The following is a 16,763-nucleotide window of genomic DNA, read 5'->3' as shown; positions in this document are numbered from 1 at the left end:
ATAATTCGCCTTTGTTGCGCAATTCACCGCTCGCCCCTTGCTGCCGCGCGCAGAACCCGCACCCGCGCATAAAACCCGATGAAAGCCACACCGCCTCAAAGCGTGATGCGGCTGAAGCCATCGCGCAGCGCCTTTGACCAGGCCTCGCTCATCGCGGCAAAATCGGCGTCGCCCGCTTCGATGCGCCGCCGCATGGTCACCCGGCAGGCGTCGCGCGCGATCACCGCAAGGTCCAGCGGCATGCCTACCGAGAGGTTCGAGCGCAGGGTGCTGTCCATCGACAGGAGCACCGCCTTTTGCGCGTCCGAAAGGCTGGTCGAGGGCTTTACCACGCGGTCGAGAATAGGTTTGCCGTATTTGTGTTCGCCGATCTGCAAGAAGGGCGTGTCTTCGGTCGCCTCGATGAAATTGCCTTCGGGATAAATCAGAAACAGCCGCATCGCCCCGCCCGCGCGCTGGCCGGCCACGATCATCGAGGCGGTGGCCGAGCTTTTTGCCGCGTTCATCTTGCCGTCGATGTCGGCGCGCACCCCTGCCAGCGTGTTGCCAAGGATTTCGGCGACCTTGAGCATGGTCGGTGCCAGCATGATCGAGCTTTCGGCGCTGGCCTCGGGCGCGTCGATCGCCTCGCGCAGCCGCGCCATGGTGGTTTGCGTGACCGAAAGGCTGCCCGCAGTGAGAATTGTCACGACCCGCTCGCCCGGATCTTCAAAGCTGAACATCTTGGTGTAGGTGGCGATGTTGTCGAGCCCGGCATTGGTGCGGGTATCGGACAAAAGCACCATGCCTTCGTTCAGCAACAGCCCCACGCAATAGGTCATCTGTGGTCCCCGGCCCGTTTGTTCGCGGCAACGTTATTGCTGGCTTGCGCCGACTGCAACCGCGACCTCCAGGCTTTCGCTGCCGGGGCCCATGGCCAAGCCCTTGATTGGCGCGGCCTCTTGCGCATCGCGGCCTGATCCGAGGCGAATGTAGCGATCATCGGGGCAACAGGCGTTGGCCGCGTCAAAACCGATCCAGCCCAGGCCATTAACCCAGATTTCGGCCCAGGCATGCGCCGCTTCCTGCGCGCCCGCCGCCGCATCGCTGAACAGATAGCCCGAAACGTAGCGGGCAGCGAAGCCCGCAACATGGGCGCTGGCAATCAGCGCGTGGGCGTGATCCTGGCAAACCCCCTCGCCAAGCGCCAGCGCCTCGGCGGCGGTGGTATGGGCGTGCGTTGCACCGGGGCGGTAGGCGATGGCGGCGCGCACCGCAGCGGCAAGCAGATGTGCGCGGTCGAGCGCGTCGCTCGCGCCCGCCGCCGCCTCCTGTGCAAGCGCCACAAGTGCTGCATCGGGCTCGGTCGGCGTGCTGGCGCACAGGTAGGCCTCGGCGGGAACGGTTTCACGGTGGCCAGCCAGCACGCCGTGCAGATCGCGGGTTTCAACCTGGCCACTGACCCGCACCGTCACCTCGCGCACCGGTCCGCGCACCGACCAGCCTTCCACACGATCCCCCGCGCCATCGCGAAAGCTGCCGCCGCGAATGCCGCCCTCAACCTCGACCTGCCATTCGCGCGCGGCCTGCCCGTCAAAGCGCGAGGGCGTAAGCCGCAGGCTTTGCACCGCGCCACGCATCGGTGCCGAATAGCGGTAGGTGGTTGCATGGCTGACAGTCAGGATCATCGTGCCTCTCCGCTCAGATAGTTTTCCTGCACAAGTGCGGCCAGTCCGCCCACGTCCTGCACAAAGCGGGTCAGAAACTCGTGCAGCCCTTCCTCGAACACGTCCTCGACCGAGGTCGTCTCAAGCTGGCGCAAAAGCCTGCGCGCGCGCTCTTGCGCGGGTGTCGCGCAACCGTAAGCCAGTGCGAGCGCGTCAAGGTGGCCCACCGCCTCGCCGGTGGCGGTCATCAGCGACCGCGGGCTTTGCCGGTTCAGGATCAGGAAATGCGCGATCTTGCCCGCAGTGATCTCGCCACCGTAAGCCCAGTGAAAGGCGCGGTGCGAGGAAAGCGCCCGCAGCAGCGTTTGCCACTGGTAGTTGTCCAGCCCCGAGCCGACCAGATCGACGCGCGGCAGCAGAACATAGTATTTCACGTCGAGCAGCCGCGCGGTGTTGTCGGCGCGTTCAAGCGCAAAGCCGAGGCCGAGAAAATGATAGCCATCGTTGCGCAGCAAGGTGGCGTCAATGGCACCGCGCAACATCGCGGTATGGCGCATCGTCCATTCGGTCAGTTGCGTCAGTTCCAGTTCCGAGCGCGGCCTGCGTTCCAGCGCGCGCATTTCCTGAAACGCGGCATTCAGCGCATCCCATACCTGCGTGGTCAGCGCGGTGCGCACGATGCGGCCGTTCTCGCGTGCCTTCTCGATGCAGGAGGCAACCGACGAGGGATTGTCGCGGTCGAAGAACAGATAGCTTTCGATGTTGCGCTGCACCGGGTCGCCGTATTTTTGCGCAAACCCCGAGGCGGTGCCAGAGGCGCGCAGCAGACTGTCCCATTCGTTGCGGTAGCCGTGGCCCGCCTGCGGCATCAGCGCGATCCGCCCCCCCACCTCCAGCAGCCGCGCCATGGTTTCGGCCCGCTCGATGTAGCGCGCGATCCAGAACAGGTTTTCCGCCGTGCGGCTCAGCATCGCATCACTCCGCCAGAACCCAGGTATCTTTCACCCCGCCGCCCTGCGACGAGTTCACCACCAGACTGCCATCGGTCAGCGCAACCCGGGTCAGACCGCCGGGCACCAGTTCGATGCGCTCGCCCACAAGGCAATAGGGGCGAAGATCGACATGGCGCGGTGCGATGCCTTCGTTGACAAACGTCGGTGTGGTCGAAAGCGCCAGCGTCGGCTGTGCGATGTAATTGCCCGGGTTGGCAATCACCCGCGCGCGAAACGCCTCAAGCTGCGCCGCGCTCGACCGGGGGCCGACGAGCATGCCGTAGCCGCCCGAGCCATGCACCTCTTTCACCACCAGTTCCGCCAGATGATCGAGCACATGGCCAAGATCGTCGGGCTTGCCGCACTGCCAGGTCGGCACGTTTTGCAGCACCGGCTCTTCGCCAAGGTAGAAACGGATCATCTCGGGCACAAAGGTATAGATCGCCTTGTCATCCGCCACCCCGGCACCGGGTGCCGAGGCAATCGAAACCCCGCCCGAACGATAGACATCCATCAGCCCGGCAATGCCCAGCATCGAATCCGGGCGAAAGCAGAGCGGGTCAAGGTAGGCATCATCGATGCGCCGGTAGATGACATCCACCTTTTTCGGACCCTCGGTAGTGCGCATCCACACGAAGCCGCCTTCAACAAAAAGGTCAGCCCCCTCAACCAGTTCCACCCCCATCAGGTCGGCCAGAAACGAATGTTCGTAATAGGCCGAGTTGAAATGCCCCGGGGTCAGGATCACCACCACCGGCTCGCCCTCGCATTTTGCCGGGGCCACCGAAGCCAGCGTGCGGCGCAAGAGGTCGGGGTAGCCATCGACCGGCTCGATGCGGTTTTCACGAAACAGCGCCGGGAACATCCGCATCATGATCTCGCGGTTCTCCAGCATGTAGGAGACCCCCGAAGGCGTGCGGCAGTTATCCTCAAGCACGAAAAAGTCGTCCGGCCCGGTGCGCACCAGATCGATGCCGACGATATGCGAATAGACCCCGCGCGGCGGCGTGAACCCGGCCACGGCGCGTTCGTAGGCGGCATTCTGATAGACCAGCCGGGCAGGAATGCGCCCGGCGCGGATGATTTCACCTCGGCCATAGACATCGAGCAAAAAGGCGTTCAGCGCCCGCGCCCGCTGCTTGATGCCGCGCTCAAGGCGGTGCCACTCGACCTGGGTGAAAACCCGGGGAAACATGTCGAAGGGAATGAGCCTGTCAGGGTCTCCGCCCTCGCCATAGACCGCGAAGGTAATGCCGATGCGGCGAAACAGCGCCTCGGCTTCGGCCTGCTTCATCTGCCGGAATTCGGCAGGCATCGCCCGCATCCAGTCTTCAAGCCGCGCGTAGGGGGCACGCACCTGGCTGCCCTGATACATTTCGTTGAAAAACTCGATCGCCATGACGGCTGATTCCTCCGGCCTTTGGGCAAGTATTAGGCAGCCATCTGTTGCAGGGAAAGCGCCGAACCTGGGCTGCGGGGCGTGGCAGCGTCAATGTTGCCGCTTTCGCGTGCATGTGCTGAAATTCAAGGCAGACCTTGCATCGGCTCCGCCCCTTGCGCCCGCCACCGCCAAGCGCCTATCTGGGCGGGCAAATTGAGATGAGGACGCCATGCCCCTGCCCCGACCCCTGCACGCCGCCGCCACGACTGCGGGCCACAACGCCTTCGGAAACCTGCCCGAATGGGACTTGTCCGACCTCTATGCCGCCCCCGACGCCGCCGAAATTGGCCGCGACATGGGCTGGCTTGAAACCGCCTGCGCCAGTTTCGCCAAAGATTACGAGGGCAAGCTGGCGGCGCTCGACGCGGCTGGCATGGCAAAGTGTATTGCCCGCAACGAGGCAATCGAAAACATCGCCGGGCGGCTGATGTCGTATGCCGGCCTGCGCTATTACCAGAACACGCTTGATGCCGCGCGCGCCAAGCAGATGGCCGACCTTCAGGACAAGATCACCACATTCACCACGCCGCTGGTGTTCTTTGGCCTCGAGTTCAATCGCATCGACGAGGCACAGTATCAGGCGGTGTTCGCCGACCCCGCAGTGGCTCGCTTCAAACCCGCCTTCGACCGGCTTCGCGCGATGCGCCCCTACCAGCTTTCGGACGAGTTGGAGAGGTTCCTGCATGACCAGTCGGTGGTCGGCTCGGCCGCATGGAACCGGCTCTTTGACGAACAGCTTGCGGGCATGACCTTCAGCGTTGCGGGTGAAAGCCAGAGCCTTGAAGCCACGCTTGATCTCATGACCGACCACGACCGCAGCCGCCGCGAGGCGGGGGCGCGGGCCTTGGCCGACGGCTTCGCCGGGCAGATCAAGCTTTTTGCCCGGGTCCACAACACGCTCGCCAAGGAAAAGGAAATCGAGGACCGCTGGCGCAAGATGCCGAACCCGCAGTTTTCGCGCCACCTTTCCAACCATGTCGAGCCGGAAGTGGTCGCAGCGCTGCGCGACGCGGTGGTGGCGGCCTACCCGCGGCTTTCACACCGCTACTACACGCTCAAGGCCAAGTGGCTGGGGCTGGAAAAGTTGCAGGTCTGGGACCGGAACGCGCCGCTGCCTACCGAGGCCCCCCGCCTGATCGGCTGGGATGAGGCGCGCGAGACCGTGCTTGCCGCCTATGCCGGTTTTTCGCCGGAAATGGCGGCCATCGCGGAACCCTTCTTCAAGCGGGGCTGGATCGATGCTGCGGTAAAGCCGGGCAAGGCACCCGGAGCCTTCGCGCACCCCACTGTGACCACCGTCCACCCCTATGTGCTGTTGAACTACCTCGGCAAGCCGCGCGACGTGATGACGCTGGCGCACGAACTTGGCCACGGCGTGCATCAGGTGCTGGCCGCACCGCAGGGCGAAACGCTGGCCCCCACGCCGCTTACGGTTGCCGAAACCGCCAGCGTATTCGGTGAAATGCTCACCTTCCGCCGCCTGCTCGATGCGGCAAAAACCCCGGCCGAGCGCAAGCAACTGCTTGCCGGCAAGGTTGAGGACCAGATCAACACCGTGGTCCGCCAGATCGCCTTTTACGATTTCGAGTGCAAGTTGCACGCGGCGCGCGCTGAGGGCGAACTGACCCCGGATGGCATCAACGCGCTCTGGATGAGCGTGCAGGCCGAAAGCCTTGGACCCGCGTTCGAATTCATGCCGGGTTATGAAGCCTTCTGGGCCTATATTCCGCATTTCGTGCATTCGCCGTTTTACGTCTATGCCTATGCCTTCGGCGACGGTCTGGTGAACGCGCTTTATGCCGCCTATGCCGAGGGCCTGCCGGATTTTCAGGCGAAATACTTCGAGATGCTCAAGGCGGGTGGATCGAAACACCACAAGGACCTGCTCGCGCCCTTCGGTCTCGATGCCTCTGACCCGACGTTCTGGGGCAAGGGGCTTGGCATGATCGCAAGCATGATCGACGAGCTGGAAGCAATGGAGGGCTGAGGCATGCGCATCTGGCGTTGGGTCGCGGGCGGTACCGGCGCGCTGGTGCTGGCGGGAGCGGCGGGGTTTTTTGCGCTCGCTCCGGGAATTGTCGAACGCGGCATGAACCGCACCCTCTCCTGGCCCTGGGAAGTGACACCCGAAGGGCAGGCGTTCCACGACAGCCTGATCATCGGCGATTGGCATTCGGATTCGCTCCTGTGGGACCGCGACCTGCGCCAGCACTGGGACCGCGGCCATATGGACCTGCCACGCTTGCGGGTCGGCAATGTGGCATTGCAGGTGTTCACCACCGTCACCAAAAGCCCGCGCGGGCTGAATTATGAACATAACCTTGCCGATGCCCCCGACGACATCACCTTGCTGATGATCGCCGAGCTGCGGCCCCCGCGCACCTGGTTCAGCCTGACCGAGCGCGCACTTGACCAGGCGGCGCGGCTCAACGCGACCGCCAGGGCGGCGCCGGAGGAACTGAAGGTGATCCGCTCCAAGGCCGACCTCGCGGCGGTGCTGGCGGCGCGGGCTTCGGGCAGCCAGATCGTCGGCGGCATTCTGGGTGCCGAGGGCGGCCACGCGCTGGAAGGCGACATTGCCAACCTCGGGCGGCTTTGGGATGCGGGTTTCAGGCTCATGGGCCTCACCCATTTCTTCGACAACGAGCTTGGCGGTTCGCTGCATGGCGATGGCGGTGCCGAAGCGGGACTGACCGATTTTGGCCGCGCGGTGGTGCGGGAAATGGTGGCCCGGCAGATGATCATCGACCTTGCCCATGCCAGCCCGCAGATGCTGCTTGATGTGCTGGCGATCGAGGGCAGCCGCCCGATCGTGTCGCACACCGGCATCCGCAGCCACTGCGAAACCCCCCGCAACGTGCCGGATGATCTGTTGCAGGCCGTTGTGGCCAAGGGCGGCATCGTCGGCATCGGTTTTTGGGACGAGGCAACCTGCGACGCCTCGCCCGCGGGCGTCGCCCATGCGATCTTTACCGCGGTCGAGGTGCTGGGCGAAGACAACGTGGCGCTCGGCTCCGATTTCGACGGCGCGGTGCTGACCGGGTTCGATGTCTCGCGGCTGGCGGTGCTCACCCAGGCGCTTCTCGATTCGGGCCTGCACACGCGGGTGATTGCCAAGGTGATGGGCGGCAACATGGCGCGCTATCTGGCCGAAAACCTGCCGGATTGACCCCGAATGCCCCGATTTCGGCAGGACAGCCCGGCGCGCATCTGCTAGAATGCCGACAAACCGAGCTTTGGGAGTCGCTGAGATGAAGGGTCTGAAAACCGCCGTCGTATCGGCTATCGCACTTGGCAGCGTCGCCGCGCCAGCCGCAGCGCAGCAGTGGAGTGGTGCCTATGTCGGCGGCGCGGTCGGCCTTTCCGGCGGTGGCTTCAATTACAATGCCAACTATGGCGATTTCAATGGTGGCAACGCGCAGCTCTTTGCGGGCTACAACGTGCCGTTTGGCAACCTGGTTTTGGGCGGCGAACTTGCCGTCACGCTTGGAGAGGTTGTTACCAGCAACCTCGATGACTACCTCAAGAGCCTCGCAGATCTGAAACTGCGTCTTGGCACCACCTATGGCAGCATGCTTGTTTATGCCTTGGTCGGCTACAGTGCGGGCACTTCCCAATATGAGGCTGCCAGCAACAATTTCCACGGCCTCAACTACGGCGTCGGGCTCGACTATGGGGTGAATGACCGGATGTTTGTTGGTGCCGAGTTGCTGGCACGCAACATTGTTGACGATAGCGGTCTTGGCTATCTCGACACCCGGCCGATGACCACCCTGTCGATCCGCGCCGGTCTGCGCTTCTGAGCCTGAGCAGATGGCTTGCCTGGCCCGCCCCGAAGGCGGGCCTTCGCATTTCGCTCGGCCCAATCAGAGCAGTTCGCTGCGCAGCGCGTTCAGATCGACCTTGCCCCCTGCGGTGACCGGCAGCGCCTCGCGGTGCAGGATGCGGCCAAGGTGCAGGCCGGGAAAATGCTGATCGAGAACCGCCTGTGCGGCCAGCGGTGCAATCGGCTCCGGCCCGGTGTGCACCACCAGCAACTCCTCAAGCCCCATCGCATCAGTCCTTGCCAGACAGGCGAGCGCATCAACATTCAGCGCCGCCTCCAGCGCCACCTGCACTGCCTCAAGGGCAATCTTGTTGCCGCCGACGTTGATGATGTTCTTGATCCTTCCTATCAGGTAAAGGTGGTTGCCGACCCGGCGCATCACATCGCCGGGAAAGAAATAGCCCCCCGGAAAGCCTTTCTGCGCCGCGTCCGCGCCCGATTTCAGATAGGTTCCGGGGGCATCGCCGCGCAAGCTGCGAAAACCCACCACCCCTTCCGACGCGCCCGGCAAGGGCCGCAGCGCCTCGTCGAAGAACGCAATTTCGATATCGGAGCGGAAAATCTCGCCCAGATAACCCTCGCCATGCGGGCTTGCGGGGTCGAACCGCGCCAGACACAGCGCGCCAAATTCCGAGGTGCCATAGGCCACATCAATTGTCGCCGCGGTTTTCTCGGCGATGCGCGCCATCAACTCGGTGCTGGCAAATGCGCCCCCGACCACGATCGAGCGCAGCGCAGTCAGGTATTGCGCCGCATTGGCAACCTCGAGCATCTGGCGGATCACCACCGGTGTGGTTTCCAGATGGCTGACGCGGGCGAGATCGATATATTGCAGCGGCCGGTTGCGGTGCTCGCTCAGCGCCACCACGCTGCCGCCGGCAAGCAAGACCCGAAAATTGGCGGCGATCGCCCATAGCATCTGCATCGAAACGGTTATCAGCAGGCGCATGTCCGGTGCGGCCGGATCGGCGCGCCAGTAGTCGATGCCCATGAAGTTGCGCATCTGCGCGGCCTCGCCGGTCACCACGAACTTCGGCAGCCCGGTGCTGCCCGACGTGGCAATGACAAACGCCCCGCCATCGCCCCCGGCCTGCTCGAAGCCGTCAAGCGACGCTTGCGGCACGGTGCCGAACCAGCCCGGTTCGACCACCACCTGGCTTTCCGCTGGCAACAGCGGTGATGTTTCGGTGCCCACCGCCAGATCGTAGGCAATGCCCGCCTCGTGCACCAAGCGCGCCGATGCAAAGATCACTGTCAGCGAATGCCGACTGAGCAGCAGGGCAAAGGCGATGGCAAATTCGGGCCGCTCCGAGGTGAGCACGATGCGCATGCCGCCCCGCAGCCCGCGCGCCAGAAGCGCAGCCTCGCAGGCCTTTGCCACTTGCAGGATTTCGCTGAAGCTGAGCTGACTTTTCTCGGTAATCAACGCGACCTTGTCGGGAAAACGCCGTGCCGTTTCGCAAAATGCCGTAATCAGCCGCATCTGTGCCCCCTTGAGCCTTGATGCGCGCAGTAGATACCGCCTCGCCAGAGCGAGCAAGCGGTGCGCGGTTCAGACCTCGCTGGCGAACACCATTTCGATCATCGCCTGCGTGCCGCGCGCATCTTCCAGCCGCCAAGGGTAGGGCGCGCCCTCGCGCAGGCTGCGCCCGAAGGCCTCGACCTGAAGCACATACTGCCGCGCGGCGGGAAAATGTTCGACCAGATCCGGCAAGCCACGGCGGCGCATTTCAATGTGCGCGTCGCCGAATACGGCGGGGTTGAACGGCGCAGTCAGCCGGATCAACCCGCGCTCGCCCTGAAACACCACTTCCTGGCGCGGATAAAGCCGCATCGAGGTGAGGCCGGTATAGCTGAACCGCCCCTGCGGCCCCGCAAAGTCACCCGAAACCGCCGCCCAGGTATCAACGCCGTTTTCGCGCCGGATCCGCGCTGAAAGCGCCTCCGGCTCTGCCCCGGTGGCAAAGCGCACCGAGCTGTAGATGTAAACCCCGATGTCGCGGATGCTGCCGCCGCCCATTTCCGCACTGTTGCGGATGTTGCCGGGGTCGGCACGGTTGTCGTAGCTGAAATGCGCATCGGCATGTTCGACGCGGCCAATCTCGCCCGCCGCGATCCAGTCGCGCACCCGCTGCCACTGCGGATGATGGACGATCATGTAAGCCTCGGCGGCCAGCAACCCCGAGGCATCGCGCGCCGCGATCAGCGCGTCAAGCTCGGCCAGCGTCATTGCCACCGGCTTTTCGCAAAGCACATGCTTGCCCGCCGCCAGCGCCTTCAGCGACCATTCGACATGCAGATGGTTCGGCAGCGGAATATAGACCGCGTCAATCGCCGGGTCGGCGAGCAGCGCCTCATAACTTCCGTGCACCAAAAGATCGGGGCAAAAGTCGCGGAAAGGTTCAGCGCGCGCCGCTGCCGAAGTCGCAAGCGCTACCAGCCGCGCCCCCCGCGCCGCATGAATTGCTGGCCCCATCTGCTCGCGCGCAAATTTCGCCGCACCAAGAATGCCCCAGTTCACCGGTTTCATGCTAGCCCCTTCCCGCCGCATCCCACGCGAAAGCTAACCCCGTGGCGGTGAAATGGAAAGCGCGGAGCGACCGGCGGGAAAAAACAAAGCCCGCCCGGGCGAAGGCACGGGCGGGCGTCACTTGCGCAAGGCCCGCCTGCACTCAGGCAGGCACCAGCATGCCCTTTTCGCGTGCCAACACCCGCATCCGGTCCTGCAACTTCTCGAAGGCGCGCACCTCGATCTGGCGGATCCGCTCGCGCGAAACCTCATACTGCGCCGAAAGCTCTTCCAGCGTCACCGGATCATCGCGCAACCGCCGCTGTGCCAGAATATCACGCTCGCGCTCGTTCAGCACATCCATCGCGGCAACCAGCATGGCGCGGCGCGCACCCAGCTCGTCGGCCTCGGCATAGGCCTCGGCGGTGTTGGTGCTTTCATCCTCAAGCCAGTCCTGCCACTGGGTCGAACCGTCGCCATCGGCAGAGCCGACCTGCGCATTGAGCGAGGCATCGCCGCCCGACAGGCGGCGGTTCATCGCCACGACTTCGGCTTCGGTGACGCTCAGATCATGGGCGATGCGGGCGACATGCTCGGGGCGCAGATCACCCTCTTCCAGCGCGCCGATCCGGCTTTTCGCCTTGCGCAGGTTGAAGAACAGCTTTTTCTGCGCCGAGGTCGTACCAAGCTTCACCAGGCTCCAGGAACGCAGGATGTATTCCTGAATGGAGGCACGTATCCACCACATCGCATAGGTCGCAAGCCGAAATCCACGCTCGGGGTCAAAGCGTTTGACCGCCTGCATCAGCCCGACGTTCGCCTCGGAAATCACCTCGGCTTGCGGCAGACCATAGCCGCGGTAGCCCATGGCGATTTTCGCGGCAAGGCGCAGGTGGCTCGTCACCATCCGGTGCGCCGCGGCGGCATCCTGATGGTCCACCCAGCGTTTGGCCAGCATGTATTCCGTTTCCGGCTCCAGCAGCGGAAACTTGCGGATCTCCTGCAGGTAGCGGTTCATCCCTTGCTCCGGACTCGGTGCCGGAAGGTTTGCGTAACTGGCCATTTCCGACCTTTCTCCCTGATCGAGGATCAAACAACATGGGCCAAGCCGGGCGGCGGGTCAAGGCTGCCGCCGCGCCTCTAGCATGGCTTTCTGAACGCAGAATGAAGCCGGTTTCCGTCGGGCAACAGCGAAAACGGCACCGCTCACGCCGTTATGATCCACCAAGCTCGGCCAACAGTGCCGCCATGTCGGGTGGCAATGGCGCGGCAAACTCCAGCGGCTCGCCCGTAACCGGGTGCGCGAAGCCCAGCGTTGCCGCATGCAGCGCCTGACGCGGAAAGGCACCCAGCGCCTCGGCCGCCGCCGCGCCAAGCGCGCGCGGCGCGGCCTTGCGGGCCCCACCGTAGGTGGCATCGCCCACCAGCCCATGCCCCGCATAGGCCATGTGCACCCGGATCTGATGCGTGCGCCCGGTTTCAAGCCAGCATTCCATCAGGGCAACGGCGGGCGGGGTGCCGAACCCCTGCAACACCCGCGCCCGCGTCACCGCATGGCGCCCGCCCGCCCAGCTCACCGCCTGCCGCTGCCGGTCGGTGCGATGCCGCGCAAGCTGGGTTTCGATGCGCAGCACATTGGCCGCCTCGAAGCTCACGCCGCGAAGGCCGCGCAACCTCGGGTCGGCGGCCGAGGGCAGCCCGTGCACCAGCGCCAGATAGCGCCGATGCACCGAATGCGCCTCGAACTGCGCCGCCAGCCCGTGATGCGCGCGGTCCGACTTGGCCACCACCAGCAGGCCCGAGGTATCCTTGTCGATCCGGTGCACGATGCCGGGGCGCGCCTCGCCCCCCACTCCCGAAAGCCGCCCGCCAAAATGGTGCAAAAGCGCGTTGACCAGCGTGCCGGCTTCCGACCCCGGTGCCGGGTGCACCACGAGACCTGCGGGCTTGTCGATCACGATGAGGTCGTCATCCTCCCAGATCACGCAAAGCGCGATGTCCTCGGCGGCGGTTTCGACGGCGCGCGGCGGCGCAAGCGCGATGGCGTAGACCTCACCTTCCGCCACCCGCGCCTTGAGATCGGTGATCGCGGTCCCGGCGCGGCTCACCGCCCCCTCGCCAATCAGCCGCGCAAGGCGCGAGCGCGAAAGCGCCGCGGCCTCTGGCACATCGCGCGCCAGCGCCTTATCAAGACGCTCGGGCGGGGCCTCGCCGATCAACACCTCAAGGATGCGCGTTTCCATGTCCGTTCTGCCTTCCGAGCCACCCGCACCCGCGCCGCTGCCGCCAGACCTGCGTTTTGTCAAACGTCTGGTGACCGTGCTGACCGCCACGATGATTGCGGGCCTTCTAGCGATCATCGTTCTGCTTGTCATCCGCCTCGCGGCACCCGCGCCGCTGCTGCCCGCCCTGCCCGCAAACATCGCGCTGCCGGAGGGTGCCGAAATCGCCGCGCTCACCTTCGCCGAAGGCGTGATCGTGGTGGTCACGAAAACTGGCGAGGTGCTGCTTTACGGCCCTGACGGCAAGCTGCGCCAGCGCCTGAAGCCCTGACCCCCGCATCCTGCTTCAGAAAAAAATATCCCCCGCGGAGCGGTTTTGCAGCCCGCGCCCCGGGCGGCGTGTTCCGGCCGGGGCAAGGGCCGGTCGCCGCGTCACCCGGCCCTTCAGGCCTTGGGCTTGGCAGCTTTCGCGGGCTTGGCTTCCAGCGCATCCAGCCGCGCCTTCAGCGCCTCGTTTTCCTCGCGCGCTTTCGCGGCCATCGCCTTGACCGCGTCAAATTCCTCGCGGGTGACAAAATCGCGGTCGGCAAGCCAGCGGTCCATCCAGCCTTTCACGGCGGTCTCGGCCTCGGTCTTGGCCCCCTGCGCCACACCGACGGCGTTGGTCATCAGCTTGGACATCTCGTCGAAGAACTTGTTGGGCGTCTGCATGGCGGGCTCCTGCATCGGGATTTGGTCCTATATGGGCGGGCGGGTGCAAAAGCTCAAGGTTGACTTCGCTTTCGCGCCGGGGTCTTTCTGCGCCACGAAGGAGCCGCCATGAACCCCGCCATCGCCTTTCCCGCGCTCAGCCCGGAAGTGTTTTCGATCACCCTCTGGGGCTTCGAGTTTGCGCTGCGCTGGTATGCGCTGGCCTATATCGCAGGCCTGCTGATCGCCTGGCGCATCCTTGTGGTGCTGATGCGCCGCCCGGCGCTTTGGGGCGGGCAGGCACCGATGCAGCCTGCGGCGGTCGAAGATCTGCTGACCGCGGTGGTGATCGGCGTGGTTCTGGGCGGACGGCTCGGTTTCGTGCTGTTCTATCAGCCCGGCTATTACCTCGCGCATCCGCTTGAAATCGTGAAGGTCTGGCAGGGCGGCATGGCGTTTCACGGCGGCCTGCTGGGGGTCGTGGTGGCGGGTCTGTGGTTCTGCCGCCGCCACGCCGTTTCCCCCTTGCGGCTCGCCGATGCCTTCGCGCTCGCGACCCCCGCCGGGCTGATGCTCGGGCGGATCGCCAATTTTATCAACGCCGAGCTTTGGGGCCGCCCGACCACGCTTCCCTGGGGGGTGATATTCCCCGGACCCGAGGCGCAGAATTGCCCCGGCGTGATCGGCCCCTGCGCGCGCCACCCCTCGCAGCTTTACGAGGCGGGGCTTGAAGGCTTGCTGCTTGGCCTTGTGCTCGTGGTGCTGCTGCGCCGGGGCGCGCTTTTGGCACCGGGGCGGCTGCTCGGCACATTCCTCGCGGGCTACGGCGCGGCGCGGTTCTTTGTCGAATTCTTCCGTCAGGCAGATGCGCAGTACATTACCCCTGACAATCCGCTTGGCCATGTGATCGGCGTGGCGGGCTACGGGCTGAGCATGGGGCAAATGCTGTCGCTGCCAATGCTGGCCGCGGGTCTGTGGTTCTTGTGGCGGGCCCGGTGACCCCGCTCGCGCGCGCTCTGGCGCGGCGCATTTCGTCCTGCGGGCCGATGCCGCTTTCGGACTACATGGCCACCTGCCTGCTCGACCCCGAGCACGGCTATTACACCACCCGCGATCCACTCGGCGCGGCAGGTGATTTTACCACCGCTCCCGAGATCAGCCAGATGTTTGGCGAAGTTCTGGGCCTTGCACTGGCGCAAAGCTGGGTCGATCAGGCGGCACCCGCGCGCTTCGTGCTTGCCGAACCGGGGCCGGGGCGCGGCACGCTGATGGCAGACATGCTGCGCGCGGCGGGGCGGGTTCCGGGGTTTCTGGCGGCGGCGCGGCTGCATCTGGTCGAGGCCTCGCCCGCCTTGCGCGCGGTGCAGGCCGCCAAACTCGCCGCCTTTCAGCCGCACTGGCACACGGGCCTTTCCGAGCTTCCCGAAGCGCCGCTGTTTCTGGTCGCAAACGAGTTTTTCGATGCGCTGCCGATCCGCCAGTTCGTGCGCCAGCACGACTGCTGGGCCGAGCGGCAGGTCGGGCTGTCTGGCGGCACGCTGGCCTTCGGGCTGGCACCGCCGCTGCCGCTCGCGGCGCTGGCCGCGCGGCGTGCCGACACCCGAGAGGGCGACGTGGTTGAAACCTGTGCCCCGGCCGAGGCGGCGGCGGCCGAGATCGCGCGGCGCATCGCGGCGCATGGTGGTGCCGCGATTTTCATCGACTACGGCGGCTGGCAGAGCCTGGGCGATACCTTTCAGGCGCTGCGCAAGCATGCGCCCTGCAACCCGCTGGAGCGGCCGGGCGAGGCCGACCTGACCGCGCATGTGGCGTTTGCGCCGCTCGCTGCGGCGGCGCGCGCGGCGGGGGCGGCGGCCAGTGCGCTGGTCCCGCAAGGGGTGCTGCTGGAACGGCTCGGCGTCACCGAGCGCGCGCGCAAGCTGGCGCAGCAGCTTTCGGGCGCGGCGCTGGAAAACCACATTGCCGCGCACCGACGCTTGACCCACCCGCAGGAAATGGGAAACCTGTTCAAAGCACTCGCGATTCACCCACTGCGTGCCCCCCCTCCAGCCGGGTTCGCGCCGGATCAGCCAAAGGCAGACCATGCCCACGACGCTTGAGTTTCTGACCGCGCCCGCGCTGAGCCCGTTTCGCCACGGTTTCTTTACCCGCCACGGCGGTGCCTCGTCGGGCATTTTTGCCGGGCTGAATTGCGGCCCGGGGTCAAGCGACCAGAGCGAGGCGGTGGCGATCAACCGCGCCCGTGCCGCGGCGGCAATGGGGGCCGGGCCCGAGGCGCTGGCCGGGGTGCATCAGGTCCATTCCGCCGTGGTCGTGACCGTCACCGCGCCCCTGCCCGCGCCGCTGCCCCGCGCCGATGCGCTGGTTACCGCCACCCCCGGCGTGGTGTTGACCGTGCTGACCGCCGATTGCCAGCCGGTGCTTTTTGCCGATGCCTCGGCCGGGGTGATCGGTGCCGCGCATGCGGGCTGGAAGGGGACGCTTGCCGGTGTGCTTGAGGCGACGGTCGAGGCGATGGAGCGGCTCGGCGCGCGGCGCAACAAAATCACCGCGGTGATCGGCCCCTGCATCAGCCAGCGCGCCTACGAGGTCGGCGAAGATTTCATGGCAGATTTCCTTGCCGAAGAGGAAACCTACAGCCGTTTCTTTTGTGGCGGACCGAATGGCAGGCCGATGTTCGATCTGCCGGGGCTGGCGCTTTTCCGGCTCCGGGCGGCGGGTATCGGGCATGCGGAATGGACCCGGCACTGCACCTATTCCGACCCGGAGCGGTTCTTTTCCTACCGCCGCGCCACGCATTTGCAGGAAGCGGATTATGGCCGCCTGCTCTCGGCGATCCGGCTCTGATCTGCGCCGCAATACTGCCGTATTCGCCGCGCCGCCGGGGGACATGTAAGCGAAAATCCCAAAGATTTGCTGCAAATTGCGCGATGCCCCGAGGCACCCGCGCCGCTGCCGGGTTCACAGCAATTGCCCGGTGATGCCGTATCGGTGCCGCAATGACTTGCGAGAAATGGTTATCCGGGCGGCAAGACCCGTAACTGGCCGCAAGCGGCCCAAGGCAGGATACGAGAGATGACCCAGAAAAAATCGCGCCGCTGGCTGCAATCTGCCATCACCGAAGCCGCCAAAACCGATGCCGTCATGCCGTGGCAACGCGGTGCGACGCGCATGGCCACTCTTGCGCAGCGCCGCGAAGTGGCAAAGCCTGCTGCGCCCAGCCTCCGCTCCATCATGCGCCGCGCCTGAGCGGCCGCTGATTCGCCCGCCACCGCCGAAATGTGGCGATTTCCTTCCAGCCATCGAAACAGTTGCGGGGCACGCGGCCGGATTGGTCCCGTGCCCCGTGGCAATTCGCCCCGGAATTTGACAGCGCGGCGCGTATTCCCGCATCTTGAGGGGGAAGACGTCTGCACCTGGTGGGGGCCGCTGCAGAT

Annotated in this window: 17 protein-coding genes; 8 read left to right on the top strand and 9 right to left on the bottom strand. The window is 65.4% G+C overall.

Going from position 1 to position 16,763, the window contains the following annotated elements:
• Nucleotides 1-95 precede the first annotated feature (95 nt).
• Genes Q8J98_RS12830 through Q8J98_RS12815 form a run of 4 tightly spaced genes read right to left on the bottom strand, consistent with a single transcriptional unit; the run spans nt 96 to nt 4,037 of the window.
• Nucleotides 96-821: a peptidase gene (locus Q8J98_RS12830; RefSeq protein WP_305294703.1), complete on the bottom strand. Its 726-nt coding sequence runs from the start codon at nt 819-821 to the stop codon at nt 96-98.
• A gap of 33 nt (nt 822-854) precedes the next feature.
• Nucleotides 855-1,667, bottom strand: coding sequence for a transglutaminase family protein (locus tag Q8J98_RS12825; RefSeq protein WP_305294702.1), 813 nt, complete (start codon nt 1,665-1,667; stop codon nt 855-857).
• Nucleotides 1,664-2,617, bottom strand: coding sequence for an alpha-E domain-containing protein (locus Q8J98_RS12820; protein WP_305294701.1), 954 nt, complete (start codon nt 2,615-2,617; stop codon nt 1,664-1,666). Before Q8J98_RS12820 ends, Q8J98_RS12825 begins: the two co-directional genes overlap by 4 nt.
• Before the next feature lie 4 nt (nt 2,618-2,621).
• Nucleotides 2,622-4,037 (bottom strand): circularly permuted type 2 ATP-grasp protein, encoded by a 1,416-nt coding sequence (locus Q8J98_RS12815; RefSeq protein ID WP_305294700.1) that lies wholly within the window; start codon nt 4,035-4,037, stop codon nt 2,622-2,624.
• A 211-nt stretch (nt 4,038-4,248) separates the two neighbouring features.
• Between Q8J98_RS12815 and Q8J98_RS12810 the strand changes: the two genes are divergently transcribed.
• From Q8J98_RS12810 to Q8J98_RS12800, 3 genes are all read left to right on the top strand, one after another.
• Nucleotides 4,249-6,066, top strand: coding sequence for a M3 family oligoendopeptidase (locus Q8J98_RS12810; RefSeq protein WP_305294699.1), 1,818 nt, complete (start codon nt 4,249-4,251; stop codon nt 6,064-6,066).
• A gap of 3 nt (nt 6,067-6,069) precedes the next feature.
• A complete protein-coding gene (locus Q8J98_RS12805; RefSeq protein ID WP_305294698.1) occupies nt 6,070-7,248 on the top strand; it encodes a dipeptidase in 1,179 nt (392 codons plus the stop codon).
• A gap of 82 nt (nt 7,249-7,330) precedes the next feature.
• The gene (locus tag Q8J98_RS12800) at nt 7,331-7,882 is read left to right on the top strand and encodes an outer membrane protein (protein ID WP_305294696.1); all 552 of its coding nucleotides are present in this window, start codon (nt 7,331-7,333) and stop codon (nt 7,880-7,882) included.
• A 63-nt stretch (nt 7,883-7,945) separates the two neighbouring features.
• Here Q8J98_RS12800 and Q8J98_RS12795 read toward each other — a convergent pair whose 3' ends face one another.
• The 4 genes from Q8J98_RS12795 to Q8J98_RS12780 form a co-directional block, all read right to left on the bottom strand.
• Entirely contained in the window at nt 7,946-9,388 is a 1,443-nt protein-coding gene (locus Q8J98_RS12795) for a class I adenylate-forming enzyme family protein (protein ID WP_305294695.1), read from the bottom strand.
• A gap of 69 nt (nt 9,389-9,457) precedes the next feature.
• Complete coding sequence (locus Q8J98_RS12790) at nt 9,458-10,435, bottom strand: Gfo/Idh/MocA family protein (protein WP_305294694.1); 978 nt, start codon at nt 10,433-10,435, stop codon at nt 9,458-9,460.
• A gap of 142 nt (nt 10,436-10,577) precedes the next feature.
• A complete protein-coding gene (gene rpoH / locus Q8J98_RS12785; RefSeq protein WP_305183800.1) occupies nt 10,578-11,477 on the bottom strand; it encodes an RNA polymerase sigma factor RpoH in 900 nt (299 codons plus the stop codon).
• Nucleotides 11,478-11,628: 151 nt separating this feature from the next.
• Nucleotides 11,629-12,657 carry an RluA family pseudouridine synthase gene (locus Q8J98_RS12780; protein WP_305294693.1) on the bottom strand — a complete coding sequence of 343 codons (1,029 nt, stop codon included), beginning with the start codon at nt 12,655-12,657 and terminating at the stop codon, nt 11,629-11,631.
• Here Q8J98_RS12780 and Q8J98_RS12775 point away from each other — a divergent pair.
• On the top strand, nt 12,656-12,967 hold the full coding sequence (locus Q8J98_RS12775) for a DUF6476 family protein (RefSeq protein WP_305294692.1): 312 nt from the start codon (nt 12,656-12,658) through the stop codon (nt 12,965-12,967). The two genes, Q8J98_RS12780 and Q8J98_RS12775, sit on opposite strands and share 2 nt — an antisense overlap.
• 113 nt (nt 12,968-13,080) lie before the next feature.
• Here the strand turns inward: Q8J98_RS12775 and Q8J98_RS12770 are convergent, their stop codons facing one another.
• On the bottom strand, nt 13,081-13,347 hold the full coding sequence (locus Q8J98_RS12770) for an accessory factor UbiK family protein (protein ID WP_305183797.1): 267 nt from the start codon (nt 13,345-13,347) through the stop codon (nt 13,081-13,083).
• 108 nt (nt 13,348-13,455) lie between these two features.
• Between Q8J98_RS12770 and lgt the strand changes: the two genes are divergently transcribed.
• The 4 genes from lgt to Q8J98_RS12750 all read left to right on the top strand — a co-directional run bounded on the left by lgt (nt 13,456) and on the right by Q8J98_RS12750 (nt 16,575).
• Nucleotides 13,456-14,325 (top strand): prolipoprotein diacylglyceryl transferase, encoded by an 870-nt coding sequence (gene lgt / locus Q8J98_RS12765; protein WP_305294691.1) that lies wholly within the window; start codon nt 13,456-13,458, stop codon nt 14,323-14,325.
• Entirely contained in the window at nt 14,322-15,425 is a 1,104-nt protein-coding gene (locus Q8J98_RS12760) for a class I SAM-dependent methyltransferase (protein WP_305294690.1), read from the top strand. The genes lgt and Q8J98_RS12760 overlap by 4 nt, the downstream gene beginning before the upstream one ends.
• Nucleotides 15,409-16,173: a peptidoglycan editing factor PgeF gene (pgeF, locus tag Q8J98_RS12755; RefSeq protein ID WP_305294689.1), complete on the top strand. Its 765-nt coding sequence runs from the start codon at nt 15,409-15,411 to the stop codon at nt 16,171-16,173. Before Q8J98_RS12760 ends, pgeF begins: the two co-directional genes overlap by 17 nt.
• 228 nt (nt 16,174-16,401) lie before the next feature.
• Entirely contained in the window at nt 16,402-16,575 is a 174-nt protein-coding gene (locus tag Q8J98_RS12750; RefSeq protein ID WP_305294688.1) for a hypothetical protein, read from the top strand.
• Nucleotides 16,576-16,763 lie beyond the last annotated feature (188 nt).

Origin of the sequence: Phaeovulum sp. (genome assembly GCF_030684035.1) — a bacterium.
Taxonomy (GTDB): Bacteria; Pseudomonadota; Alphaproteobacteria; order Rhodobacterales; family Rhodobacteraceae; genus UBA6213.
Note: the sequence above shows the minus strand (reverse complement) of the source record. Positions and strands in the feature narration are given on the sequence as shown.